Source organism: Nocardia sp. NPDC051929 (genome assembly GCF_044548645.1).
Lineage (GTDB): Bacteria > Actinomycetota > Actinomycetes > Mycobacteriales > Mycobacteriaceae > Nocardia > Nocardia sichangensis.
In genome coordinates this window covers 62,677-87,205 of the sequence record NZ_JBIUCG010000016.1, presented here as the reverse complement: position 1 = coordinate 87,205, position 24,529 = coordinate 62,677, and the positions used below count along the sequence as shown (strand labels likewise).

Annotated in this window: 22 protein-coding genes; 16 read left to right on the top strand and 6 right to left on the bottom strand. The window is 70.0% G+C overall.

The genetic code is table 11. From position 1 onward, the window contains the following. Nucleotides 1–159 precede the first annotated feature (159 nt). The gene (locus ACIHAX_RS22455) at nucleotides 160–942 is read left to right on the top strand and encodes a sigma 54 modulation/S30EA ribosomal C-terminal domain-containing protein (protein ID WP_397279384.1); all 783 of its coding nucleotides are present in this window, start codon (nucleotides 160–162) and stop codon (nucleotides 940–942) included. 3 nt (nucleotides 943–945) lie between these two features. On the opposite strand, the gene ACIHAX_RS22450 is transcribed toward ACIHAX_RS22455, so the two are convergent. Then, nucleotides 946–2,502 carry a GAF domain-containing protein gene (locus tag ACIHAX_RS22450; protein ID WP_364430349.1) on the bottom strand — a complete coding sequence of 519 codons (1,557 nt, stop codon included), beginning with the start codon at nucleotides 2,500–2,502 and terminating at the stop codon, nucleotides 946–948. Nucleotides 2,503–2,998: 496 nt separating this feature from the next. Between ACIHAX_RS22450 and uvrA the strand changes: the two genes are divergently transcribed. Then, nucleotides 2,999–5,950, top strand: coding sequence for an excinuclease ABC subunit UvrA (gene uvrA, locus ACIHAX_RS22445; RefSeq protein ID WP_397279381.1), 2,952 nt, complete (start codon nucleotides 2,999–3,001; stop codon nucleotides 5,948–5,950). A 54-nt stretch (nucleotides 5,951–6,004) separates the two neighbouring features. Here uvrA and ACIHAX_RS22440 read toward each other — a convergent pair whose 3' ends face one another. From ACIHAX_RS22440 to ACIHAX_RS22430, 3 genes are all read right to left on the bottom strand, one after another. Then, nucleotides 6,005–6,715: an alpha/beta hydrolase gene (locus ACIHAX_RS22440; RefSeq protein WP_364430342.1), complete on the bottom strand. Its 711-nt coding sequence runs from the start codon at nucleotides 6,713–6,715 to the stop codon at nucleotides 6,005–6,007. Between the two features lie 240 nt (nucleotides 6,716–6,955). Then, nucleotides 6,956–7,297: a DUF1844 domain-containing protein gene (locus ACIHAX_RS22435; RefSeq protein WP_355078206.1), complete on the bottom strand. Its 342-nt coding sequence runs from the start codon at nucleotides 7,295–7,297 to the stop codon at nucleotides 6,956–6,958. 4 nt (nucleotides 7,298–7,301) lie between these two features. Then, nucleotides 7,302–7,430: a hypothetical protein gene (locus tag ACIHAX_RS22430; protein ID WP_397279379.1), complete on the bottom strand. Its 129-nt coding sequence runs from the start codon at nucleotides 7,428–7,430 to the stop codon at nucleotides 7,302–7,304. A gap of 336 nt (nucleotides 7,431–7,766) precedes the next feature. Between ACIHAX_RS22430 and infC the strand changes: the two genes are divergently transcribed. The 4 genes from infC to ACIHAX_RS22410 all read left to right on the top strand — a co-directional run bounded on the left by infC (nucleotide 7,767) and on the right by ACIHAX_RS22410 (nucleotide 10,008). Next, nucleotides 7,767–8,432: a translation initiation factor IF-3 gene (gene infC, locus ACIHAX_RS22425; RefSeq protein WP_379255697.1), complete on the top strand. Its 666-nt coding sequence runs from the start codon at nucleotides 7,767–7,769 to the stop codon at nucleotides 8,430–8,432. 58 nt (nucleotides 8,433–8,490) lie between these two features. Continuing rightward, entirely contained in the window at nucleotides 8,491–8,685 is a 195-nt protein-coding gene (gene rpmI, locus ACIHAX_RS22420) for a 50S ribosomal protein L35 (RefSeq protein ID WP_355078204.1), read from the top strand. Between the two features lie 110 nt (nucleotides 8,686–8,795). Beyond that, complete coding sequence (rplT, locus tag ACIHAX_RS22415) at nucleotides 8,796–9,176, top strand: 50S ribosomal protein L20 (protein ID WP_039797323.1); 381 nt, start codon at nucleotides 8,796–8,798, stop codon at nucleotides 9,174–9,176. 40 nt (nucleotides 9,177–9,216) lie between these two features. Then, the gene (locus tag ACIHAX_RS22410) at nucleotides 9,217–10,008 is read left to right on the top strand and encodes a TrmH family RNA methyltransferase (RefSeq protein WP_397279377.1); all 792 of its coding nucleotides are present in this window, start codon (nucleotides 9,217–9,219) and stop codon (nucleotides 10,006–10,008) included. A gap of 291 nt (nucleotides 10,009–10,299) precedes the next feature. Here ACIHAX_RS22410 and ACIHAX_RS22405 read toward each other — a convergent pair whose 3' ends face one another. Beyond that, nucleotides 10,300–10,872 (bottom strand): TetR/AcrR family transcriptional regulator, encoded by a 573-nt coding sequence (locus ACIHAX_RS22405; RefSeq protein ID WP_397279375.1) that lies wholly within the window; start codon nucleotides 10,870–10,872, stop codon nucleotides 10,300–10,302. 103 nt (nucleotides 10,873–10,975) lie between these two features. Between ACIHAX_RS22405 and ACIHAX_RS22400 the strand changes: the two genes are divergently transcribed. From ACIHAX_RS22400 to ACIHAX_RS22380, 5 genes are all read left to right on the top strand, one after another. Further along, nucleotides 10,976–12,403 carry an MFS transporter gene (locus ACIHAX_RS22400; RefSeq protein WP_397279373.1) on the top strand — a complete coding sequence of 476 codons (1,428 nt, stop codon included), beginning with the start codon at nucleotides 10,976–10,978 and terminating at the stop codon, nucleotides 12,401–12,403. Between the two features lie 328 nt (nucleotides 12,404–12,731). After that, nucleotides 12,732–13,793 carry a phenylalanine--tRNA ligase subunit alpha gene (gene pheS / locus ACIHAX_RS22395; protein ID WP_364430322.1) on the top strand — a complete coding sequence of 354 codons (1,062 nt, stop codon included), beginning with the start codon at nucleotides 12,732–12,734 and terminating at the stop codon, nucleotides 13,791–13,793. A 33-nt stretch (nucleotides 13,794–13,826) separates the two neighbouring features. Next, complete coding sequence (pheT, locus tag ACIHAX_RS22390) at nucleotides 13,827–16,334, top strand: phenylalanine--tRNA ligase subunit beta (RefSeq protein WP_397279371.1); 2,508 nt, start codon at nucleotides 13,827–13,829, stop codon at nucleotides 16,332–16,334. Between the two features lie 161 nt (nucleotides 16,335–16,495). Further along, nucleotides 16,496–17,269, top strand: coding sequence for an alpha/beta hydrolase (locus ACIHAX_RS22385; RefSeq protein ID WP_355080647.1), 774 nt, complete (start codon nucleotides 16,496–16,498; stop codon nucleotides 17,267–17,269). Nucleotides 17,270–17,308: 39 nt separating this feature from the next. Continuing rightward, nucleotides 17,309–18,889 carry a hypothetical protein gene (locus tag ACIHAX_RS22380; RefSeq protein ID WP_397279368.1) on the top strand — a complete coding sequence of 527 codons (1,581 nt, stop codon included), beginning with the start codon at nucleotides 17,309–17,311 and terminating at the stop codon, nucleotides 18,887–18,889. Between the two features lie 426 nt (nucleotides 18,890–19,315). Here the strand turns inward: ACIHAX_RS22380 and ACIHAX_RS22375 are convergent, their stop codons facing one another. Then, a complete protein-coding gene (locus ACIHAX_RS22375) occupies nucleotides 19,316–19,825 on the bottom strand; it encodes a DUF3558 domain-containing protein (RefSeq protein ID WP_355080653.1) in 510 nt (169 codons plus the stop codon). A 394-nt stretch (nucleotides 19,826–20,219) separates the two neighbouring features. Between ACIHAX_RS22375 and ACIHAX_RS22370 the strand changes: the two genes are divergently transcribed. From ACIHAX_RS22370 to ACIHAX_RS22350, 5 genes are all read left to right on the top strand, one after another. Further along, nucleotides 20,220–22,637, top strand: a complete 2,418-nt coding sequence (locus ACIHAX_RS22370) for a nitrate- and nitrite sensing domain-containing protein (RefSeq protein WP_397279366.1) — start codon at nucleotides 20,220–20,222, stop codon at nucleotides 22,635–22,637. A gap of 41 nt (nucleotides 22,638–22,678) precedes the next feature. After that, nucleotides 22,679–23,062 carry a roadblock/LC7 domain-containing protein gene (locus ACIHAX_RS22365; RefSeq protein ID WP_397279483.1) on the top strand — a complete coding sequence of 128 codons (384 nt, stop codon included), beginning with the start codon at nucleotides 22,679–22,681 and terminating at the stop codon, nucleotides 23,060–23,062. Beyond that, nucleotides 23,059–23,403 (top strand): DUF742 domain-containing protein, encoded by a 345-nt coding sequence (locus tag ACIHAX_RS22360; protein ID WP_355080657.1) that lies wholly within the window; start codon nucleotides 23,059–23,061, stop codon nucleotides 23,401–23,403. Before ACIHAX_RS22365 ends, ACIHAX_RS22360 begins: the two co-directional genes overlap by 4 nt. A gap of 37 nt (nucleotides 23,404–23,440) precedes the next feature. Beyond that, complete coding sequence (locus ACIHAX_RS22355) at nucleotides 23,441–23,989, top strand: GTP-binding protein (RefSeq protein ID WP_397279481.1); 549 nt, start codon at nucleotides 23,441–23,443, stop codon at nucleotides 23,987–23,989. A gap of 94 nt (nucleotides 23,990–24,083) precedes the next feature. Further along, nucleotides 24,084–24,503: a VOC family protein gene (locus tag ACIHAX_RS22350; RefSeq protein ID WP_397279364.1), complete on the top strand. Its 420-nt coding sequence runs from the start codon at nucleotides 24,084–24,086 to the stop codon at nucleotides 24,501–24,503. The last annotated feature ends 26 nt before the right edge of the window (nucleotides 24,504–24,529 follow it).

The following is a 24,529-nucleotide window of genomic DNA, read 5'->3' as shown; positions in this document are numbered from 1 at the left end:
TGGCCGCCACGCGCGGCGCGGCGCGGGCACTCGCCCCGGGCCGAGCCTGAATTCCGCCTGCGCCAGTCTTTTTCGCTCGATGGGGACTTTCGGCCCTGTTCGCGGCATCCCCCGCGGTGCTGGCATGGGGTGGGACGAATCGATCCGGAAGGCGGGGCAATGCAGATGGTCTCATCGGGGCTGCGATTCGCGTCGGACCAGTGGACGACGGCCGCGGGGCCGGAAGTGGCGGTGAACACGCGTGGAGAGGTCTCGGCCATGGACGTGACGCGGGCGGTGCGCGCCATCACCCGGGTTCTGCGCAGGCATCATCTCGACGGGCCCGCCCGGGTGCGTCTCGGCGCGCCGCCCGATCCGGAGGCGCCGACGGTGGTCCAAGTCGACGTCCACCACCGGGATGTGGTCACCCGGGTGCAGGTCACCGGGCCGCGCGGGTTCGCGGTGACCTTCGCCGCCGAGCGGCTCGACCGCCGACTGGCCCGCTCGGCCGCGGGTGAGACGCGGACCTGGCCCGATCCGGCCCGCCCTCCGCTGGCCCGCGCGGGTGCGCCGCGTCCGATCGTGCGCCGCAAGCGGTGCGTCCTGTCCGTCTGCACGCCCGCCGAGGCGGTCGCGGTGCTGGACGCCATGGACTACGACGCCCACCTGTTCATCGACGCCGAGACCGGTGCGGACGCGGTGGTGCACTGGGCGGAGGCGGGCGTGCGACTCGTCCGCCAGTGGGCGACGTATCCGCCGATCCGGTCGACGGAGCCGGTGCGCGGCACCCCGCCGATCCTGGCCGACGCGGCTCCCGCCGCCTGCCTGGACCCGGCCGAGGCCGCGAACATCCTGTGCCACAAGGGATTGCCGTTCCTGTTCTGTACCGATCCGGGTAGCGGGCGTGGCGGGTTGCTGTACCGGCGCCACGACGGCGACCTGGCGATCGTGCTGCCCGCCTGACTCTCAGGCCAGCGGCGCGGACCAGTGCACCCTGGTGCCGCCGCTGTCGGTCCGCTGCACCGTGCAGTGACCGTCGGACATGCTCGCACGCTGCGCGAGGTTGGCCAGACCGCTCGGTGTCACCTGCGCGGGCATCCCCGCGCCGTTGTCCTCGACGAGCACGGTCAGTTCGTCGCCGACGGTGATCTCGACGGCGAGCCGGTTCCCGCCGGAATGGCGCACCGCGTTGCTGACCGATTCGCGCACCACGGCTTCCGCGTGGTCGGCGAGCTCGTCGCCGACCACCGACAGCGGCCCGGAGAATCGCACACTGGTCCGGAACGCGCCGTCGGCGGTCTGCTGGCGGATGGCGTCCTCGAGCCGACGGCGCAGTGGGTCGCCGCCGTGCAGGTCGAAGATCGACGTGCGGATCTCCTGCACGACCTCCTGCAGACCGTCCATCTCCACCGAAAGCCGTTGCCGCACCACGGGATCCTCGGTGCGGGCCGCGGTGGCCCGCAACCCGAGCCCGACCGCGAACAGTCGCTGGACCACATGGTCGTGCAGGTCGCGTGCGATGCGGTCGCGGTCGGCGAGCACGTCGAGTTCGCGCATTCTGCGCTGGGTCTGGGCCAGTTGCATGGCCAGCGCCGCCTGATCGGTGAACGCGGCGGTCAGGTCCACCAGTTCGCCGGGGTACGGGGGACACCCGGGTGGCCGCACCACGATCAGCACACCGAGCGCGAGGTCCGCGGTCTGCAGTGGCAGCACCAGCGCGGGCCCCGCCGCGCCGACCTCGGCCCCGAGATCGACCGATTCGGCGTCGGCTAACCGCACCGGCGCGCGACGAGTGAACGCCGTGCCGGTGGCGGTATCCGCGATACGCACCCGCTCCGGGCCCCCTCCGGGGCCGAACCATTGCGCCACAACGAGTTCGGTGGCTTCATCGGGCGGCGTCCCCGGCGCCACCACGGCCAGCAGCGCCTGCTGCGAACCGGTCAGCGCGCGGGCGCGCGCCACCACCTGCGCGAGCACGAGATCCGGCGCCGTGCCCGCGAGGAACTCGGTCGCGATGTCGCGCGTCGCCTCGATCCACGCCTGCCTGGTCCGCGCGGATTCGTACAGCTTCGCGTTCTCGATGGCGATACCCGACGCGGCGGCCATGGCGAGCACGATGGCCTCGTCGTCCTCGGTGAACGACTGTCCCCCGGCCTTTTCGGTGAGGTAGAGATTGCCGAAGATCTCCTCGCCGACCCGCACCGGGACGCCGAGGAAACTGCCCATCGGCGGATGGCCGGGCGGAAAGCCCACAGCGGCCGGATGTTCCGACAGATCGTCCAGCCGGATCGGGTGCGGGTGCGCCGGCAGCAAGCCCAGTACGCCGTGTCCCTCGGGGGAGCGGCCGATGTGGGCGGCCGTCGCGTCGTCGACGCCGTGGAAGATGAACTCGACCAGCCGGTCGTCGTGGCCGCGGATGCCGAGCGCGCCGTAGCGGGCCGCGACCGAGCGGGTGGCGGTTCGCAGCAGGGCGCGCAGGGTGTCGAGCACCGTTGACGGGAGATGCTGGGTCAGGATCGTCATGGATGAGTGGGGGAGGCCGGTGGGGGGCGCACAGCGGGCTCAGTTTAGTCGGGGACCGGTGCGCGCGGGGCGCAGTTGTGCGGAGTGGTGACCGGTCTCGCCGGAGACATCCGCGCCGCGCTTCTGTGGGTGCTCGCACCGTGCTGACCAGTTCGTTCGCCGCGCGTGCTCGAGGTTTTCCATCCCACCACCGCGGAGTGATCTCGCGCACCGCGCATCCGTTGGGGGCGTCGCCGGCCGCCCTGCGTCGGGCTGCCTGCCGTAACTGTGTCGACCAGGGAATGCCGAATGACGTCGCGCTGTTGACCAGTGGTGCCGGGAGGGCGATGCTACGGAGGCGTCCTGGCCCGTTTCCCGGCTCATCCGCAACGTCCGGCCACAGGGGTCCCGTCATTCGCCCAGGTGACGGCCGGTCCGCGAAACTTGTCGGTGCCCATGCCTAGCATGGCGGCCGGGGGTATGTCTGGACGCCGAACACGAAGGAGAAGGGACGGCCGTGGCGGAACGCCTCACTGTGCGCGGAGCTCGGGAGCACAACCTCAAGGGTGTCGATCTCGACCTGCCCCGCGACAGCCTCATCGTGTTCACCGGTCTGTCCGGCTCCGGCAAGTCGAGCCTGGCCTTCGACACGATCTTCGCGGAGGGGCAGCGGCGCTACGTCGAGTCGCTGTCGGCGTACGCGCGGCAGTTCCTCGGTCAGATGGACAAGCCCGATGTCGACTTCATCGAAGGCCTCTCGCCCGCGGTGTCCATCGACCAGAAGTCGACCAACCGCAACCCGCGCTCGACCGTGGGCACCATCACCGAGGTCTACGACTATCTGCGGCTGCTCTACGCGCGAGCAGGCACGCCGCACTGCCCCGTCTGCGGCGAGCTGATCGCAAAGCAGACGCCGCAACAGATCGTCGACCAGGTGCTGGCCATGGAGGAGGGCATCCGATTCCAGGTGCTCGCGCCGGTGGTGCGCACCCGCAAGGGCGAGTTCGTCGACCTGTTCGACCAGCTCAACACCCAGGGCTACTCCCGCGTGCGGGTGGACGGCGTGGTGTATCCGCTCACCGATCCGCCGAAGCTGAAGAAGCAGGAGAAGCACGACGTCGAGGTCGTCGTCGACCGCCTGGCGGTGAAGCCGAGTTCCAAGCAGCGCCTGACGGATTCCATCGAGACCGCGCTGCGCCTGGCCGACGGCATCGTGGTGCTCGACTTCGTCGATCGCGACGAGCACGCGCACGACCGGGAGCGCCGCTTCTCCGAGCGCCTCGCCTGCCCGAACGGCCACCCGCTCGACATCGAGGACCTGGAGCCCCGCTCTTTCTCGTTCAACTCGCCCTACGGCGCCTGCCCGGACTGCACCGGCCTCGGCATCCGCAAGGAGGTCGACCCGGAACTGGTGGTGCCCGACCCGGCGCTGAGCCTGAACGACGGCGCCATCGCGCCGTGGTCGCGCGGCCAGACCGCCGAGTACTTCACCCGGCTGCTCTCGGGCCTCGCCGATTCCATCGGCTTCTCCATGGACACCCCGTGGCAGGATCTGCCGCCCAAGGCGCGCAAGGCCGTGCTGGAGGGCAGCGCCGACCAGGTGCACGTCTCCTACACCAACCGCTACGGCCGCAAGCGCTCGTACTACGCGGACTTCGAGGGCGTGATGCCGTTCCTGCAGCGGCGCATGGAGAACACCGAGTCCGAGCAGATGAAAGAGCACTACGACGGGTACATGCGCGACATCCCGTGCCCGGTGTGCAACGGCGCCAGGCTGCGCCCGGAGATCCTCGCCGTCACCATCGCCGCGAACGGCGACAAGAAGTCCATCGCCGACGTCAGCGATCTGTCCATCGGCGAGTGCTCGGCGTTCCTGAACTCGCTCACCCTGGGCGAGCGCGAGGCGGCGATCGCGGGGCAGGTGCTCAAGGAGGTGCAGGCGCGGCTGGGCTTCCTGCTCGATGTCGGCCTGGAGTACCTCACGCTGTCCCGCGCGGCGGCCACCCTCTCCGGCGGCGAGGCGCAGCGGATCCGGCTCGCCACCCAGATCGGCTCCGGCTTGGTCGGTGTGCTGTACGTGCTCGACGAGCCGTCCATCGGCCTGCACCAGCGGGACAACCGCAGGCTCATCGAAACCCTCACGCGGCTGCGCAATCTGGGCAACACGTTGATCGTGGTCGAGCACGACGAGGACACCATCCGCGCGTCGGACTGGGTGGTCGACATCGGCCCGTTCGCCGGCGAGCACGGCGGCACGGTGGTGCACAGCGGGCCCTACGAAGAGTTGCTCACCGATCCGAACTCGCTCACCGGGGCATATCTGTCGGGCCGGGAACGCATCGACGTGCCGCTGGTGCGCCGCCCGGTCACCAAGAAGCGGCAGCTCACCGTGGTCGGGGCGAGCGAGCACAACCTGAAAGGCATCGACGTCGCCTTCCCGCTCGGTGTGCTGACCTCGGTGACGGGCGTCTCCGGATCGGGCAAGTCGACGTTGGTGAACGACATCCTGGCCACGGTGCTGGCGAACCGGCTCAACGGCGCCCGGCAGGTGCCGGGCAGGCACACCCGGGTCAACGGGCTCGACCACCTGGACAAGCTGGTGCAGGTGGACCAGTCGCCGATCGGCCGGACGCCACGGTCCAACCCGGCCACCTACACCGGCGTCTTCGACAAGATCCGCACGCTGTTCGCGGCCACCACCGAGGCGAAGGTGCGCGGCTACCAGCCGGGCCGGTTCTCCTTCAACGTCAAGGGCGGTCGCTGCGAGGCCTGCTCCGGCGACGGCACGCTGAAGATCGAGATGAACTTCCTGCCGGACGTCTACGTCCCCTGCGAGGTGTGCCACGGCGCCCGCTACAACCGGGAAACCCTCGAGGTGCACTACAAGGGCAAGACCATCGCCGAGGTGCTGGACATGTCCATCGAGGAAGCCGCCGAGTTCTTCGAACCGGTCACCTCGATCCACCGCTACCTCAAGACCCTGGTGGACGTCGGGCTCGGCTACGTACGTCTCGGCCAGAGCGCTCCCACCCTCTCCGGTGGTGAGGCCCAGCGAGTGAAACTCGCCGCCGAGTTGCAGAAGCGGTCCACCGGCCGCACGGTGTACATCCTCGACGAGCCGACCACGGGCCTGCACTTCGAGGACATCCGCAAGCTGCTGAACGTCATCAACGGCCTGGTGGACAAGGGCAACACGGTGATCGTCATCGAGCACAACCTGGACGTCATCAAGACCTCCGACTGGGTGATCGACATGGGTCCCGAGGGCGGCTCCGGCGGCGGCACCGTGGTGGCGGAGGGCACGCCGGAGGAGGTCGCGGGCGTGGCGGACAGCTACACCGGTCAGTTCCTGAAGGAAGTGCTGGACCAGCCACCCGCGCCGCAGAGCGTCGCGAAGAAGGCTCCGGCGAAGAAGACCGCGGCCAAGCCCACCAAGCGTCCGGCGAAGAAGGCCGCGGCGGTCGGCTGACCTCTCGTCCGAAGCGGGCGCGGTCCGGGTGCGCCGGGCCGCGCCGCCGTTCGTTCAGCGGTTGGCGATGGCGTGGATCAGTTCGGTGAGTTCCTTCGGCTTGGACCACATCGGCCAATGTCCCGTGGGCAGGTCGACGTACTCGGCGTCGATGCGTGCCAGTTCGGCGAAGAGGGGAGTTTCACCGTTGTCGCGCAGCTTCTCGACCACGTCGGCGGTCATGCTGCTGCAGATCACGGTGGTCGGGACCGACAGGCGGGCGTCCGAATCGCTCAACCGGAGCGGGGCGGCCGCGACGGACGTGGGCTCCGACACGGCACGCTCCCGAAAGCGCGCCAAGGCGGCCTCGTCCAGGCCCGCCAGGCTGTTGCCCGCGGCCTCCAGTTCCGGCCATTCCGGCAGAATCCATTCGCGCACGGCGACGTCGAGCGCGGAGTTGATGACGAAACCGTTCGGCAGCGGCGCGCTGTCGACGTAGATCGCCCGGCGGAACAGCTCGGGCGCGCGGTCGATGGCGAGATAGGCGGGCGCCGCCCCGCCGGAATGCGCGACGAGCACGACGGTCTCGCCCTCGGGCACCGCATCGACGATGGCTTGCGCCTGGGATTCCAGGGTGGCCGACAACCGGTCCGGGTCGGCTTCATCCAAGCCGGGCAGTGTGAGCGCCACCACCTCGTTGCCACGCCGCCGCAGATCGGGTGCGACCTCGTCCCACGCCCATGCACCGAGCCAGAATCCGGGAGCGAGAAGAATCCGAGTAGCCATGGGCTCACTGTGCCCCACCCGTTGGTAAATTTCCTAAACATCGTTGTACCCAACGGTATTCGCTCACAATTCCGCCGGTACTTCGGAATTCTGTGCTCGACCGGGCGGAACGCTGAGAATGGATGGGGGCGGGCACGTCACCGATGGACGACCTGCTCCTGACCCGCCGCGGCCTGTCGATTGTTCAGCGCGGTGCGGTGTTCGGCGTCTTCCAATGCCAGGCTCGGGAACCGCGCGAGCTCAGTAGACCGGACCGGTGTATTTCTCGCCCGGGCCTTTGCCCGGCTCATCGGGATGCGCGGAGGACTCACGGAACGCACGTTGCAGCGACTGCAATCCCTCGCGCATCGGTCCGGCGTGGGGCCCCAGGTACTCCACCGACGCCGTCACGAGTCCGGCCAGCGCGGTGATCACGCGGCGTGCCTCGTCCAGGTCGCGGCGCGGGCTGGTCTCGGGGTCCTCGTCCGCCAGCCCGAGCTTCTCGGCCGCCGAACTCATCAGCATCACGGCGGCGCGGCTGATCACCTCGACCGCGGGGATGTCGGCCAGTTCGCGTACGGAGGCGTCGAGCTCGTCAGTCATGCCTTCAGGCTAGCGACGCCGCCCGGAGCATCCGGAGGTGGCCGATCTCGGTGATGTCGGCGAGGTGGATCCCGGCGAGTGACCAGGTCGGGTCGAACTGCCATCGCAGCAGGTCGCGGGGTGGTGTGGGCACCGGGGGAGCGTGCCATGCCGGACGCGGCCGGGCAATGATTCGCGGCCGATTCGGCGATAGCCGAACGGAATGTTAGACTTTCCGCTGACGACCGCCCCGGGCTGCCCCGGGGCTGATAAGTGGAGCCCGACTCCCACCGTTGCCGACGAGTCATCGTACGGTCCAGCGGTCCGGTCACTCACCCGCGAGGGTGGGTTTCTCGTGCCGGGGTTCTCATGGAGAACCCTGCCGCGCGAGAGTCGACTCGAGTTCGCTCGTGGTCGGTGATCGGTCGACATCGGGCCCCGTGCGCGGAATACCGCACCGGGGCCTTCGTGTTGAACAGGGGTTGCAGTTATTGCGCGCGGTCGTCTGACGACACCGCTTGACCTAGGAGGCCCCATCAGCACTGAGACCCGCATCAACGATCGCATCCGTGTTCCCGAGGTCCGGCTCATCGGACCGGGCGGCGAGCAGGTTGGGATCGTGCGTGTTGAAGATGCACTACGCGTCGCCCTCGAAGCCGACCTCGATCTGGTCGAGGTGGCACCGGATGCCCGTCCGCCGGTCTGCAAGATCATGGACTACGGCAAGTTCAAGTACGAGACGGCGCAGAAGGCGCGCGAGTCTCGGAAGAACCAGCAGCAGACGGTGATCAAGGAGCAGAAGCTCCGCCCGAAGATCGACGACCACGACTACGAGACCAAGAAGCGCAACGTCGTGCGCTTCCTCGAGGCCGGGTCCAAGGTCAAGGTGACGATCATGTTCCGGGGACGCGAGCAGTCCCGCCCCGAACTCGGTTTCCGGCTGCTGCAGCGGCTGGCGTCCGACGTCGCCGATCTCGGTTTCGTGGAAACCTCGGCCAAGCAGGACGGTCGCAACATGACCATGGTCCTCGCCCCCCACAAGGGCGCGAAGACCCGGGTGAAGGCGCAGCAGGAGTCGGCTTCGCGCCCGGCGCCCAGCGCCGCCCCGGCCGGTCAGCCCGCCCCGGAGCAGGCCGAGACGGCCGGCCCGCAGTAACACCGATCAGAACACCGGCGGTCCGCCCCGACCGCCGGGACGACAGATAGAGGAATCCATGCCGAAGATGAAGACGCACAGCGGCGCCTCGAAGCGATTCAAGGTGACCGGCAAAGGCAAGCTGCTGCGCCAGCAGGCGAACCGTCGCCACCTGTTCGAGCACAAGCCCAGCCGCCGGACTCGTCGTCTGGACGGTGTGGAAGTCGTCGCCTCCGCCGACGTCCGTCGCGTGAAGAAGCTGCTCGGTCTCTGATCGCGCCCGCGCGCAGACCGGCACGCACTCGCGACCGGAGTTACCTCCGTCGCCACCCCGACCCATTTCCGGGCGCCGCCCCGCGCCCCCAGATCGAACAGGACTGACCAGTGGCACGCGTCAAAAGGGCCGTCAACGCTCAGAAGAAGCGCCGTTCCATCCTCGAGGCCTCCAAGGGCTACCGCGGCCAGCGCTCGCGGCTGTACCGCAAGGCCAAGGAGCAGCAGCTGCACTCGCTCACCTACGCCTACCGGGACCGCCGGGCGCGCAAGGGTGACTTCCGCAAGCTGTGGATCGCGCGCATCAACGCCGCCGCGCGGATCAACGACATCACCTACAACCGCTTCATCCAGGGCCTGAAGGCCGCCGGTGTGGAGGTGGACCGCAAGATCCTCGCCGAGCTCGCGGTGTCGGACGCCGAGGCGTTCGCCGGCCTCGTCGCGGTCGCCAAGGCCGCCCTGCCGCAGGATGTCAACGCGCCGGCCGCCTGAGTCGCGTTCGTTGACACCCGGACGACTTTCGGAACGACCCGTGGAAGCGCTCAGTGAGCGCAATCCGCGGGTCGTTTCCGCTGTCAAGCTGCAACGCGGAGCGCAGCGCCGCAAAGCGGGCCGATTCCTCGCCGAAGGAGCCAATGCCGTCGCCGCGGCCCTGGAGACCGCGCGCGTCCACGAGCTGTTCTATTCGCAGGCGGCCGCCGAACGCGACCACGCGCTGATCGCGGGGGCGTCCGCGGCGGGCGTCCGCACCACGCTGGTCAGCGACCGCGCGGCGGAGCATCTCGCGGAAACGGTCACGGCGCCGGGCTTGGTGGCGGTCTGCGATCTGCTCGACGTGCCCTTGGCCACGATCCTCGACACCGGACCCCGGATGCTCGCCGTCCCGGTCGAGATGGCCGAGCCGGGAAACGCCGGCACGGTCATCCGAGTCGCCGATGCGGTTGGCGCCGACGGCGTGGTGCTGGCGGGCGACACGGTCGACCCGCACAACGGCAAATGCGTGCGAGCCAGCGCGGGCAGCATCTTCCATGTGCCGGTCGCCCGGCACCGCGATGTCGCCGAGACGCTGGATGCGATCGCCGCGGCGGGCATCACGATCCTCGCTACGGCGGCGAACGGCGAGGTCGACCTCGACGACGCCGACGAATTGTTCACCGAACCGGTGGCTTGGCTGTTCGGCAACGAGGCGCACGGCCTCGACCCGGCCGTCGCGCGCCGCGCCGACCACCGCGTCCGCATTCCCATTCGCGGCCGCGCCGAGAGCCTGAATCTGGCGACGGCCGCCGCGATCTGCCTGTACGCGAACTCGCGCGTGCGGTATTAGATCTCCAGCGCCTGCGGCGCTGGGTGTTGGCGGCCCCCCGGTGGGGGGGGGGGGGGGGGGGGGGCCGCGGGGGGGGGGGGGGGGGGGGGGGGGGGGCGCGCCCCCCCCCCGGGGGCCGGGGCCGCGAACGGAACAGGCTCGATCTCGCTTCGCTCGGAACCTGGAGTGACGGTGCGCTGGCCGCGTTGGCGTTCGAGCTCGGGACATTCGCATGTAGCTCGGGTGCCTGACCGGTGCTGAGGGTGTCCCGGGGCGCGCAGGCCCGAGCGCGAGCCGGGCCGCGAATGGAATTCAGTCGCCTTCGGTGCTCAAGTTCTCCAAGATCTCCGTCGCCCACGTCGCGGGGACCGCGTCCGGGCCCGCCACTCGCATGGCGCTCATGACGGTGAGCAGCATTCCGGTGGAGAGGAAGCGGCGCGCCTCGGTTTCCGGCGCTCCGGTCAGGTCGCGGATCAGGTGGTAGATACCGCCGAACCTGGCCCGGACCTGGTCGCCGATCTCCGGGTCCGCGCTGGCCGCGAAGCCGTGCAGCAGAAGTTGGAGCAGTTCACGTTCGGCGAGGAAGACCGAATAGCCGGTGGCGAGGGCGGCGAGGGCTTCGTCGGGGGCCGCCTCGGGCGATGCCTCGGCGCGCGCGGCGCGGAAGATCTCCTCGATCCGGTCGCAGACGCGGTGCTGGGCGGCGCGGAACAGGTTCTGCTTGGTGCCGAACAGCCGGATCACGTAGGGCTGTGACACGCCCGCTCGCCGGGCGATCTCGTCGGTCCTGGTAGCGGCGTAACCGCATTCGGCGAACGCGGAGACCGCCGCGTGCAGCACCTGCTCGCCCCGTTCGGACGCCGTCATCCTGGTTCTGGTCGCCATCGTTCTCCATTTTCGCTGGTACCGGCCTTGCTCTTGACATGTTATCAGTCGATGCATACCGTTTCGAGCATTAGTTATCAGTCGATTACAACAAGGACTGGACATGACCGAGACCCTTCCATCCGCCACGGCGACCGTCGCCGCGCCCGAGGCGACGATCGGCGGTCGCAGGCTCGCCGCCGTCCTCGCCGCGGTCGGTATCCCGATGTTCATGGTCACGCTGGACAACCTGGTCGTGACGAACGCGCTGCCGGTGATCCGCACCGAGCTGGGCGCCTCGCTGGCCGACCTGCAATGGTTCGTCAACGCCTACACGCTGTCGTTCGCCTCGCTGTTGCTCACCGCGTCCGCGGTCGGTGACCGACTGGGCAGGCGGCGGATCTTCCTGCTCGGTATCGCGCTGTTCACACTGGCGTCCGCGGTCTGCGCGCTGGCGACCGGACCGGGCATGCTCATCGCGGCGCGGGCGGTACAGGGATTCGGCGCGGCGGGGGTGATGCCACTGTCGCTGACACTGTTGTCGGCGGCGGTGCCGGAGAAGATGCGCAGCGCCGCCATCGGCATCTGGGGCGGGATCGCCGGCCTCGGCGTCGCGCTGGGGCCGCTCATCGGCGGCGCGGTCGTCGAAGGGCTGACCTGGCAGTGGATCTTCTGGGTGAACGTGCCGATCGGCCTGGTCGTGCTGCCGTTCGCGCTGCGGGTGCTGGCGGAGTCGCACGGCGGCAGCCGACGAGTCGACCTGTTGGGACTGCTGCTGTCGGCGGGCGGCGTGCTGGCGGTGGTGTGGGGCGTCATCCACGGCGCCGATGATGGCTGGACGTCTCGTGGCGTGCTGTCCGCGCTGATCGGTGGCGTGTTGCTGCTCGGTTGCCTGATCGCCTGGGAGCTGCGCACGCGGGAGCCGATGCTGCCGCTGCGCCTGTTCCGCTCCCGCGCGTTCCGGGTGAGCAACATGACCGGCTTCACCTTCTCGATGGGCGTCTTCGGCTCGATCTTCCTGCTGGCCCAGTACTTCCAGGTCGTGCAGGGCTACGGACCGCTGCAATCCGGCATCCGCACCATGCCGTGGACGATGGCGCCGATGGTGGTCGCTCCGCTGGCGGGTTTGATCGTCGACAAGGTCGGCGCCCGTGCGCTGCTCACCACCGGGCAGACATTGCTCGCCGTCGCGCTGGGCTGGATGGCGTTGGTCACTTCCGTCGACGCGAGTTACCTGTTGTTCGTCGGTCCGTTCCTGCTCGGCGGGATCGGCATGGGCCTGACTTTCGCGCCCGGCGCGACCGTGGTGATGGCCGCCGCGGCGGAGGAGGATCGCGCGATGGCGTCTGGAACCAACAACACCCTGCGGGAAGTCGGTGTCGCCATGGGCGTCGCGGTGCTGGCGTCGGTGTTCGCGGCGCGGGGCTCGTACCTGGATCCGCAGAGCTACGTCGACGGACTGGTGCCCGCGGTGTGGGTGGGTGCCGCGATCGTGGCGGTCGGCGCGCTGGGGTCGCGGTTGCTGCCCCGCCACATCACCGCCGCGCGCTGACCGCACTGTCGCGCGCTGATCGCGGAGCGCCCGGTCACTGGGTATCGGCCAGGGCCGGGCGTTTCGCGGCGGCTGTCGGAGCTGGTCTTTCGCTGCCCTGACCGGTCACCGCCTGCGAGCCTGTGATGAGTCGCGCCGTTCCGGACGGGTAGTGGAGCGGGGCCGGCGCGCGCCCGTCCGGCTCGCGGGTACCACACGGCTCGCGCGGCGTGGCGGGTAATCCGCGTGAATCCGCCGAGGCCCATCGAATACGATTGCGACCAGCAGCAATGCGGGCAGGCGTGCAGCGGTGCCCGCGAATTGATCCCCAGGGGAGAGACGGAGCATCGTGGCCGACGACATCGACGCAGGCGAGCAGAACGCGGCGCTGACCGAGGAGGCACTGGCCGCGGCCGCGGCGGCCGCCGAGAAGGCGTTCGCCGCTGCCGCCGACCTGGATGCGCTCGCGGTCGCGAAAACCGAGCACCTCGGCGGTAAGGCGCCGCTGGCGCTGGCCCAACGCGCGCTGGGCAGCCTGCCCAAGACGGAGAAGGCGGACGCGGGCAAACGGGTCAACGTCGCCAGGTCCAGGGTGTCGGAGGCATTCGAGTCCCGCCGCGCCGCGTTGCTGGCCGAGCGCGACGCCGCCGTGCTGGTCGCCGAGACCATCGACGTGACGCTGCCCGCACGCCGGGCGGCCGTCGGCGCGCGGCATCCGATCACCGTCATCTCCGAGCAGATCGCCGACGTGTTCGTCGCGATGGGCTGGGAGGTCGCCGAAGGTCCCGAGGTGGAGACCGAGCACTTCAACTTCGACGCGTTGAACTTCCTGCCCGACCATCCGGCCCGCACCATGCAGGACACCTTCCACATCGCGCCGGAGGGCTCGCGCCAAGTGCTGCGCACGCACACCTCGCCGGTGCAGGTGCGTTCGATGCTGGAACGCGAGCTGCCGATCTACGTGGTCTGCCCGGGCCGCACCTTCCGCACCGACGAACTGGACGCCACGCACACACCGGTGTTCTCCCAGGTCGAAGGCCTGGCGGTGGACAAGGGCCTGACCATGGCGCATCTGCGCGGCACGCTGGACGCGTTCGCTCGCGCGCTGTTCGGACCACAGACCCGCACGCGCATGCGGCCCAACTACTTTCCGTTCACCGAGCCCTCCGCCGAGGTCGACGTGTGGTTCCCGGACAAGAAGGGCGGTGCGGGCTGGGTCGAATGGGGCGGCTGCGGCATGGTGAACCCGAAGGTGCTGATCGCCAGCGGGATCGACCCCGAGGTGTACAGCGGGTTCGCCTTCGGCATGGGCCTGGAGCGCACGCTGCAGTTCCGCAACGGCATCCCGGACATGCGCGACATCGTCGAGGGCGACGTGCGTTTCACGCTGCCCTTCGGTATCCGGTCCTGACCCCACCCTTCGATCGAGAGAGCGAAACGTCAAGTGCGAGTAGCGCAGTCCTGGCTGACCGACATCATCCAGCGCACCAACCCGGAGTGGTCGGTGACGCCGGAGGAGCTCGACGCGGGATTCGTCCGGGTCGGGCTGGAAGTCGAAGAGCTCGACCAGCTCGAGCGGATCGCGGGTTCGGAGGAGGGCGGCGAGCCGCTGGTGGTCGGCCGCGTCGCCGAGATCACCGAACTGACCGAGTTCAAGAAGCCGATCCGCTTCTGCAAGGTGGACATCGGTAAGCCCGAGTTGCAGGAGATCATCTGCGGCGCCCGGAATTTCCAGGTCGGTGATCTGGTGGTCGTGGTGCTGCCCGGCGGCGTGCTGCCCGGCGGGTTCGAGATCACCTCGCGCAAGACCTACGGTCACGTGTCCAACGGGATGATCTGCTCGGTCGCCGAACTGGGGATCGGCAAGGACCATTCCGGCATCCTGGTGCTGGAACCGGGCACCGCCGAGCCCGGCGCCGACGCCAACGCGCTACTCGGTCTGGACGACACCGTCATCGAGCTGAACATCACTCCCGACCGCGGTTACTGCTTCTCCGTTCGCGGCCTGGCGCGCGAGCTGGCCTGCGGTTTCGATCTCGAGTACGCCGATCCGGCGGTGCGCACCCTGCCCGACCACGAGCAGGAAGCGTGGCCGATCCGGGTCGAGCCGGACTCCCGGTGCACGCGCTTCGCGGCCCGCCGGGTCACCGGCGTCGACCCGGAGGCGGTGAGCCCGTGGTGGTTGCAGCGCAGGCTGCTGTTGTCGGGCGTACGCCCGATCTCGCCCGCCGTGGACGTCACCAATTACGTGATGCTGGAGTTGGGGCAGCCGCTGCACGCCTTCGACGCGAACAAGGTGTCGGGCGGATTGGTGGTCCGTTCCGCGCACAAGGGCGAGAAGTTGCGCACCTTGGACGACGTCGAGCGCGCCCTCGACGTCGAGGACGTGGTGATCGCCGACGATTCCGGCGTCATCTCCTTGGCCGGTGTGATGGGCGGCGCGAGCACCGAGGTCGGCGCGGAGAGCACCGACATCCTGCTCGAGGCGGCCACCTGGAACCCGCTGCTGATCTACCGGACCGCGCGCAGGCACAAGCTGGTGTCCGAGGCGGGCAAGCGGTACGAACGGGTCGTCGACCCGGAGATCAACGTGGCCGCGCTCGATCGAGCGGCCACGCTGCTGGCCGAAATCGCCGGCGGCACCATCGAACCCGTGCTGACCGACGTCCGGACCCCCGTCCCGGCGCCCGAGCCGATCCGGATGGACATCGACCTGGCCGACCGCGTCGCGGGCGTCACGTACGCGACCGGCACCTCGGCGCGCCGCCTGGCCCAGATCGGCTGCACGGTCGAGGTCGGCGTCAGCGAGGCCGGGCACGGTCAGCTGGTGGTGACCCCGCCGAGCTGGCGGCCCGACCTGGCTCAGCCCGCCGACCTGGTGGAGGAGGTGCTGCGGCTGGAGGGCCTGGAGCGGATCCCGTCCGTGCTGCCGGCCGCACCGGCCGGGCGTGGGCTCACGCCGACCCAGCGCCGCAGGCGCGCCGTCAGCCGCGCGCTGGCGTTCGCGGGCGCCGTGGAGGTGCCGCCGCCGGTGTTCCTGCCCGCCGGAGTGTTCGACACCTGGGGCCTGGACGCCGACGACCCGCGCCGCGCCACCACCAGGGTGCTGAATCCGCTCGACGTGGAGCGCGCCGAGCTGGCCACCACCCTGCTCCCCGGTTTGCTCGAGGTGGCGGTCCGCAATATCTCGCGGGGCGCGCGTGACCTGGCGATCTACGGCATCGCGCAAGTCGTGCTGCCGGGCGCGAACACCAGAGCGGTCGATCCGCTGCCGGTGGACCGGCGCCCCACCGACGAAGAGATCGCCGAGTTGCTGGACTCGCTGCCGGAACAGCCGGTGCACGTGGCCGCTGTCCTGACCGGCCGCAGGGAGCCGCGCGGGCCGTGGGGGCCGGGCCGTCCGGTCGAAGCCGCCGACGCGTTCGCCCTCGCCGACGCCGTCGGCGACGCGGCCGGTGTGACCATCGAGCGCCGTGCGGCGGCTCAGCTGCCCTGGCATCCCGGGCGCTGCGCCGAGCTGGTGGTCGACGGAACGGTTGTCGGCTACGCGGGTGAGCTGCATCCCGCCGTGCTGGAACGTTCCGGCCTGCCGCCGCGCACCTGCGCCGTCGAACTCGACTTGGACGCGCTGCCGCTGCGCGAGTCCCGGCCGGTCCCGACGGTGTCGCCGTTCCCCGCGGTGCTCCAGGACGTCTCGGTGAGCGTCGAGAAGACCGTCCCGGCGGCGTCCGTCGAGTCCGCACTGCGCACCGGCGGCGGCGAGCTGCTGGAGGACATCGCGCTGTTCGACGTGTACGAGGGCGCTCAGGCGGGTGAGGGACGTAAGTCGCTCACCTACGCCCTGCGTTTCCGTGCCACCGACCGGACCCTCACCGAGGACGAGGCAAGTGCGGCACGCGACGCGGCCGTCGCGGCGGCGGCCGACGCCGTGGGCGCGGTGCTGCGCGGCTGACGCACGCGGTCACCCCAACCGGCTACCGGCCGAGTTCGATCGTCTCCGCGGGTCGGGCGGCGACCGGCGTCCGCACCGGCCCTGCGGCGGTGGGCCGCGGCTTCGAGCGCTCGTGTCGCGGCACCCGCCCGACCCGGCCTTGCCTGTTCAGGAGTAAGAACATGGGCATGCGACACCCGGCCCGTCCGATCCTCAACGCGCTGACTTATCTGCCGGAGCGGACGGTGCTGCAAACTCCGGCGCTGCTCGGCATGGAGTACACGGACCTGTCCCTGCCCACGGCCGACGGGCAGACCGTGCACGCGTGGTGGATGCCTGCCCGCGATTCGATCGGGCACATCCTGTTCGCGCACGGGAACGCGGGCAATCTCGGCGACCGGGTGCCGATCTTCGCGTTGCTCACCGAGGCCGGTTTCGACGTGCTGGCCTTCGACTACCGCGGCTACGGGCGCAGCACCGGGAAACCGACCGAGCACGGCACCTACCTGGACGCGCGCGCCGCGCGCAGGGCGCTGCTGGAACAACCCGGCGTCGATCCGAATCGCGTGTTGTACCTGGGCAAGTCCCTCGGGGGCGGTGTCGTGCTCGAGCTGGCACAGCACCATCCCCCGGCCGGAGTGATGCTGATGTCCACCTTCAGCGGCCTGCGCGACGCGGCTCGCTCGGTGTATCCGTTCCTGCCCGCGGCCTTGGTGCCGAACGCCTATCCGAACGAACGCCGCATCCGCGCGCTGCGCGCCCCGGTGCTGATCATGCACGGCGACCAGGACGAACTGCTGCCGCTGCGGCACGCGCAACGGCTCTACGCCGCAGCGCCGGAGCCGAAACGGCTGGTGGTCTTCCCCGGAGCCGGGCACAACGATCTGATCGTCGTGGGCGGCTCGGCCTGGTACGACCTGGTGCGCGACTGGGCGGGTGCGCGCGTGCGGTCGTGAACGGCCTTCGGTGCGGTCGCGCGTGCGTAGCCTGGCGGTATGAGTGACAACAGCGAAATCGCGAGCCGGTTGGCCGGGCTGCCGGACGCGGAGCTGGCAGGTGTACTGCTGGCCGCAACGGCGGCGCGTCCCGGGTTCGCGGCGGTCCACGCCGCGCTGGTCGGGCTGTTGGAAACCGGTGATGCGGCTGCGGCCGGAGATGTGACTCCTGCCACCCCGGCCGGCGGGCCTGGGTTCCCGCAGCACACGCCCGATGTGTCGGGCCAGGTCGGCGGCGGTTCCGCGGTACCGGCGGTACCGGTACCGCCGCCGGGTATGCCGGAGCCCGCCGCGAGTGGCGGATATTCGGCCTCCGGTGTTCCTACTTTCGAGTCAGTTCGCGATAAGGTCGAGCATCGCTACGGCACCGCGCAGGGGATGGGTGAACTCGACCGGCAGACTCCAGCGGGCCACGGCGTGGACGAACAATGGCAGGCACGTGAGCAGGCCGCGCGTGAGCGCCTGGACCGGATCCGGAAATCGTTGCACGCAACGACGCCGACCCGCACCAGCCGTGAACCGTGCCGGGCGCGCCGCACGAGGTGTGATGGGTGGAATTCGATGAGCGAGCCGCGTGAGATCGCCGAACGGCTACTGGAGGCCCAGGTGGCATTCCTGCTCGCCGAGGTGACCGGCGAGCGTTTCGCGGAGGTGGTCGCGCGCGACACCGAGGCGGTGCTCGGAGTCGCCGACACGCTCGTCTTCCGGGACGTGGTGGAGATCGACCAGGCCAAGCAGACCGTCCGCACGGTCGTCGAGCTGATCGGCGGCAGTCCGGTTCTCGCCGATATGGTCGGGGTGTTCGCCGACTCCATCTACGACCACATCGCCGCCAACCACGACTACACGCTCGGCGAGGTGGTCGAGCGCGAGCCGGTGGAGGCGCTGCTGGAAAAGATCTTCGGCATGCACCAGGCGCAGGAGCGCATCCTGGATCGGCTCACCGAGAGCCCGCTGGTGGCCACGGTCGCGTCGAAGTTCGTGGACAAGCTGATCAACGACTTCATGCAGGCCAACCGGGAACGCGCGGAGAAGATCCCGGGTGTGTCCTCGCTGATGTCGCTGGGCCAGTCCGCGGCCAATCGCGCCAAGAAGGCCGCCGACGGCACCTTCGTCGGCGACCTCGCGGGCAAGGGCGCGCTGTTCGCCCTCAAGCGGACCAACAACGCCATCCGCGAGATGCTGCGCGATGCCCCGGTGCACGCCGCCGCGATGGAGTTCTGGGATCTGCATGCCGACGAGCCGGTCAGCGGTCTGCGCGAATACCTCAGCCGGAAGGATCTCAACGAGCTGGTGCTGCTGTGCTACGAGATCGCCGTCACCACCCGCGAGAAGGAGTACTTCGGCCTGCTCCTGGACGAGTGCGTGGAGGTGTTCTTCACCAAGTACGGCGACTACACCTTGGCGGCCATGCTGCCCGAACTCGGTCTGACCGGTGACGACATCGTCCAGGAGATCCTCCGGTACGGACCGGCGGTCATCGAGGGCGCGAAGCGCGAAGGGGTTCTCGCCGGGTTGATCCGCGAGCGCCTCGCCCCCTTCTATACCTCCGACGAGGTACTCGCCATCCTCTCTGTCTGATTTCCAGCGCCGGGCTGTGTTCGTTCTTCCAGCGCCTGCGGCGCTGGGTGTTCGCGGCCCCTTCATGGCTCGCGTCCGAGCGACCGCCGCTTGCTCCTTCGTCGCGGACGCGACGGCCACTCGGACGCGAGCCGGGCTGTGTTCGTTTTCCAGCGCCTGCGGCGCTGGGTGTTCGCGGCCCCCTTATGGCTCGCGTCCGAGCGACCGCCGCTTGCTCCTTCGTCGCGGACGCGACGGCCACTCGGACGCGAGCCGGGCCGCGAACGGCGCATGCTCGGTCTCGCTTCGCTCGAAACCGGTGGTTGAGCTTGGTGTGGTTGCGTGCGAGGTAACCGGCGGCTGAACTCCGCCGATGCCGCAGCGATGGTCGTGGTTGTCGGGTGCGCCAGGCGAATCCGTACCCGGTCCTGCGCCGAGGGGGCGGTGCTATTTCGGCAGCGCCGGGACGATCGCTTCGCCGATGGTCGCGAGGCGATCGCAGGGGTTCTGGTCCGCGGTCTTGTTGACCAGGGTCAGTTGCAGCAGGCCCTGCCGGGCGGGGAAGAGCACGTCGCACATTTGGTCTTTGGCGGCGTCGTCCACGCGGAACTGGCGTCCGGTGCGTCCGGCGATGGTGACGTCCTGGAAGTCGACATTGCCCGGCTTCCGCTCGAACTCGGCAACGGACATGTTGTTGGAGAACACGCCGAGGGTGAAGTCGGCGCCCTTCCATCCGCAGATCTCCCAACCGGGCTGCTTCACCCCGCCGACGCCGACCTGCTTGCTCGCCGGGTCGAGTCCGGCGCTCGTCAGCGCGGCGTCGGGGATGCCGGTGCAGGGATCGAACAGCTGGGTGGCCGTGCCCGCGGCGCTCGCGGTCTGCGTGCTGGTCGTCGCGGGGGACCCGCCGGACTCGTCGCCGCAGGCGGCCAGTCCTAACGCGAGTGCGATCGCCAAGGGAACCAACGTAATTCGGTGCGCCATCCAGCCCTCTTGCCATCCGGTTTGTCGCGCCGGACTGTATCAGAGTCGGGCCGCGAGGTTTCGCGGCGGGCGAAGGTGGGTAGGACACAACGAGTCTCGGCATTCGTTCGCGGATGCCGGTTTTGTCGCGCTCGTAACTCTTCGTTGCCAGTGTGTTTAGAAGTCCGCACAGTGTCCGTTTTGTCCGATTCTCGCGTTGACGACGGGTAGGCCGTGTGACAGTTTCCCCTTGATTTCCGCGTGCTCGCTGTGGAGCAGGCGCGGCGGCTGATCGGAGGAGCAGAGGGTGGTGCGGTCACCTGGACGACCGGAGAATTCCGGCGGCACACCGGTTGTCCCTCTCCGCATTTCCGATGGTGAACGCCAGGTGTCCGGCAGCGGAATTGTGCGCCCGCGAACCATCCGCGGGCAGCTGGCCCGCATCCTCGTGGTGTCGCTCGTGCTGGTGCTCGCGCTGTTGGGCACGCTGGTGGCGCGCGAAGTGGACGCGTACCGGAAGAGCCGGGACACAGTCGCCGCGGTGACGCTCGCGCTGGCGGTGCAGGACCTGGTGCACGAGACGCAGCGCGAGCGCGGCCTGACCAACGGCCTGCTCGGCGGCGACCAGCGCTTGCGCCAGCCGGTCGACGACCAGCGCGGTGCGGTCGACCGCGCCTTGCGTGCCCTGCGGCAGGCGGCGGCGGACGGCCCGCCCGGCGCGGAGCGGGTGCGGGAGGCCGCCCGGCCGCTGGCCGATTTGGACGCGACCCGATCCACGATCGACCAGCGGCGAGAACCCCGGCAGGCGGCGTTCCAGTACTACACCGACGCGATCGACGCCCTGAACCACCTGGCCCTCGGTCAGGATCAGGCTGCCGACCCGGTGGTCCGGCACGGGCTGCAAGCGCTGTACGCGCTGGGTGAGGCGAAGGAGCAGACGGCTCGCGAGCGCGGCTTCCTCAACGGCGTCTTCGCCGCGGATGCCTTCGGGCCGGGCGAGTACGTGCAATTCCTCGACATCCGCGCGGCCAAACTGGCCGGACTGGCCGCGTTCGCCCGCGACGCGACCGGCGCGCAGCAGGCGCGCTTGGACGCCGTGCTGGACGGCGCGGACGCGGCCGCGGCCGCGGAGTCGGAGAACGTCGCGATCGCCGCGGGCGGCGGACCGCTGGCGCGCCCGGTCGATCCGATCGCCTGGTGGGCCAGGATGACCGCGGTCATCGACGAGCAGCGCACCGTGCAGCAGACGGTCGGCGCCGACGTGCGGCAGCGGGCAGAGGTGTTGCGCGGCGACGCCGCGCTGGCCCTCGGCGCGTTCGTGCTCGCCGCGCTGGCGGCGATCGCGCTGGAGGTGGCGCTGGTCGTCGCGGCGGTGCGCGCGATCGTCCGGCCGCTGGCCACGCTGGCCGCGGACGCCGACGACGTATCCGGTCGGCGGCTGCCCGACGTGATCTCGGCCTGGCGCACCGGCGACGACACCCGGCCGCCGGACCCGCCCGCCCCGGTGCGACCGCCGCCGGGGGCGGGCGTCGAGATCGTCGCCGTGGCCCGAGCGCTGGATCGGGTGCAGTCCACCGCCTTCGACCTCGCGTCGGAACAGGCGCTGGTGCGCCGCAACACCACCGAGTCGATGGTCAGCCTGGCCCGCCGCAACCAGAACCTCGTGCGCCGCCAGCTCGGCCTGATCAGCGAATTCGAACGCGAGGAGCTCGATCCCAAGGCGCTGTCGAATCTGTTCGAGCTCGACCATCTCGCCACCCGCATGCGCCGCAACGCCGAAAGCCTGCTCGTGCTGGTCGGCGAGGCGAGCCCGCGCCGCTGGGCCGAACCGATCCCGCTCAGCGACGTGATCCGCGCGGGCCTCTCCGAGGTCGACGACTACCGCAGGGTGGTGCTGCGCCGGATGGACGACGTGCTCATCGCCGGCGCGGCGGCCAGCGAACTCGCGCACATACTCGCGGAGCTGATCGAGAACGGGCTGGCGTTCTCCCCACCGGATGTCGAGGTGGAGATCTACGGGCGCGCCGGGCCCAACGGGTACCTGCTCGCGGTGGTCGACCACGGCGTGGGCATGCCCGCCGACCAATTGGCCCAGGCCAACGCACGACTGCGCGGCGAACAGGACTTCGTCGTCGCACCGACCCGCCACCTCGGCCACTACGTGGTCGGCAGGCTCGCCGAACGGCTCGGCATCACGGTCGAACTGAGCGTCTCGCCGGTGAGCGGCATCGTCGCGCGCCTGACGCTGCCGCCCGGCATGGTCGAGACCGAGCCGGATCGGCGCGACGATCCCGCCACCTCCCACACCGCCACGGTGGGCGATACCGCTGGGTCTGCCACCGGTTCGAGGCCACAATCGCGCGGTACCGCTACCGCTACGACCGCCGACCGCCCACCGGCGCACGCGGTGAACGCCGGGTCGTCGCCCTACACGCAGTTCGTTTCCGCACGGACCGAGCCGACAGCGAGCGTCGGCCGCACCGAATCCCGCCGCTCAGAAGAGCCGTTCGGCCCGGCGCCGAGCGACCCCGCGGCGCGGCACACCAAGAACGGCTTGGTGAAACGAAACAAGAAGGCCCGCGCTGCCGCCACCGGCGCGCGGCCCGACGCGCCGCCCCGGACGGAGCCCGCCCCCGCGGTCGAGCGCTCACCCGAGGAGATCCGCAGCATGCTGTCCTCCTTCCGGACGGGACATCAGCGTGGCGCGCCCGCACGGCACGCCGCCGCGCGGGACGACCGCGTCCGCGCCGCCGCCGCGGCGCCCGAATTCCAGCCCGCCGCGACCATGGCAGAGGAGATCCGGTGACCACCCACATATCGAGCGCCGACCCGCACACGTTCAATTGGATGCTGGCCAACTTCGTTCGCGAGACCGACGGTGTGCGCGAGGCGGTCGCGGTGTCCTCGGACGGCCTGCTCATCGCCATGTCCGACGGATTGGACCGCGCCTCCGCCGACCGGCTCGCCGCCATGGTGTCCGGGCTGGTCGGGCTGGCCCGCAGCGCCTCGCGCAGCTACTCCTTCGACGGCCTGAAACTGATCATGATCGAGATGAGGCGCGGGTTCCTGCTCGTCTCCGCCATAGGCGACGGCAGCTGTCTCGGCGTGATCGCCGACAGCGGTTGCGACGTCGGTCTGGTCGGCTACGAGATGGCGGTGCTCGCCGACCGCGCTGGTGCGCTGCTCGATCCCGCGCTCATCGCCGAACTGCGTGAGTCGCTGCGGCGATGAGACACGAATTCGCCTCCGGCGAGGACCGATTCGTGCGGCCCTTCGTGGTCACCGCGGGACGCACCAGGCCGCTGCTGGACGGACTGCGCATCGAGACGTTGGTGCGGGCCGAGCCCGCAGCGCTGTCCGCGCCGCTGCGTTTCGAGCAGCGCACCCTCGTGCGGCTGTGCCAGCGGCCGCACTCCATCGCCGAGATCGGCGCCGCGCTCGGCGTGCCGGTCGGGGTCGCCAAGGTCGTGGTCAGCGACCTGGCCGCCACCGGACACGTGACCGTGCGCTCGGCCGACCAGCTCACCGCCGCCGCCATCGAGAGGATCAGGGACCTTGTCCGGGCACTCTGACATGCGAACGCCTACCATGCCGTCCTCGGTGAAAATCGTGGTCAGCGGTGGTTTCGGCGTCGGGAAGACAACATTCATCGGAGCCATCTCCGAAATCGAGCCGCTGGTGACCGAGGCGGCGATGACCGAGATGGCCGTCGGCGTGGACGACGCGGGGCATCGGGCCGACAAGACGCAGACCACGGTCGCCCTCGACTTCGGGCGCATCACCCTGGACAGCGCACTGCTGCTGTACCTGTTCGGCACGCCGGGCCAGGACCGTTTCGTCTTCCTGTGGGACGACCTCGTCGACGGTGCGCTCGGCGCGGTGATCGTGGTGGACACCGGCCGCGTCGACGACTGCTATCCGGTACTGGACTATTTCGAGGCACGCGGCACGCCGTTCGTCATCGCGGTCAACCGCTTCGACGGCAGCACGCGTTTCGACCTCGACGAGGTCCGCGAGGCGCTCGAACTGGAGGATTGGATCCCGGTGCTGGAATGCGATGCCAGGCAGCGCGATTCGGTCAAGGAGGTGCTGGTCTCGCTACTCGAACAGGTCCTGTTGCACCGGACGGATCACCTGACCGCAAGGGACGCGGGCTGAGAATCGCCGCGAGATTGCGCCGCGACCGATGAATTCGCCGCGCGTGCGTCGTCCGTACTGTTGCCCGGCCCTGACGAACAGAAGGAGCATCATCATGAGCAACGGCGCGGACCTCGGCCTCACCCACATCGGCGTGCTGGTCAGTGACCAGGACAAGGCCTTGGAGTTCTATCGCGACGTGATCGGTCTGGAAGTGCGTGCGGACCTGCCGTTCGCCGGTGGGCGCTGGCTGACCGTCGGGCCGGCGAAGCAGCCGGGCATCGAGTTCATTCTGGAGACCCCCGAGATGGTGCCGGACGAGGCGGCCGCCGCGGCGGCGCGGGCCCGGCTGGCCAACGGGGCGCAGGGCACGTTGATCTTCACCACCGATGCCGTGGACGCCACGTTCGCCCGGCTGCGCGACGCCGGGGTGGAGGTGACGCAGGAGCCGATCTCGCAGCCGTACGGCGTCCGCGACTGCGGGTTCCGTGACCCGTGGGGCAACCACCTGCGCTTCTCCGAACTCCTCGGCTGAGCCGGGCGCGGCCGGTGTGGGCCGCG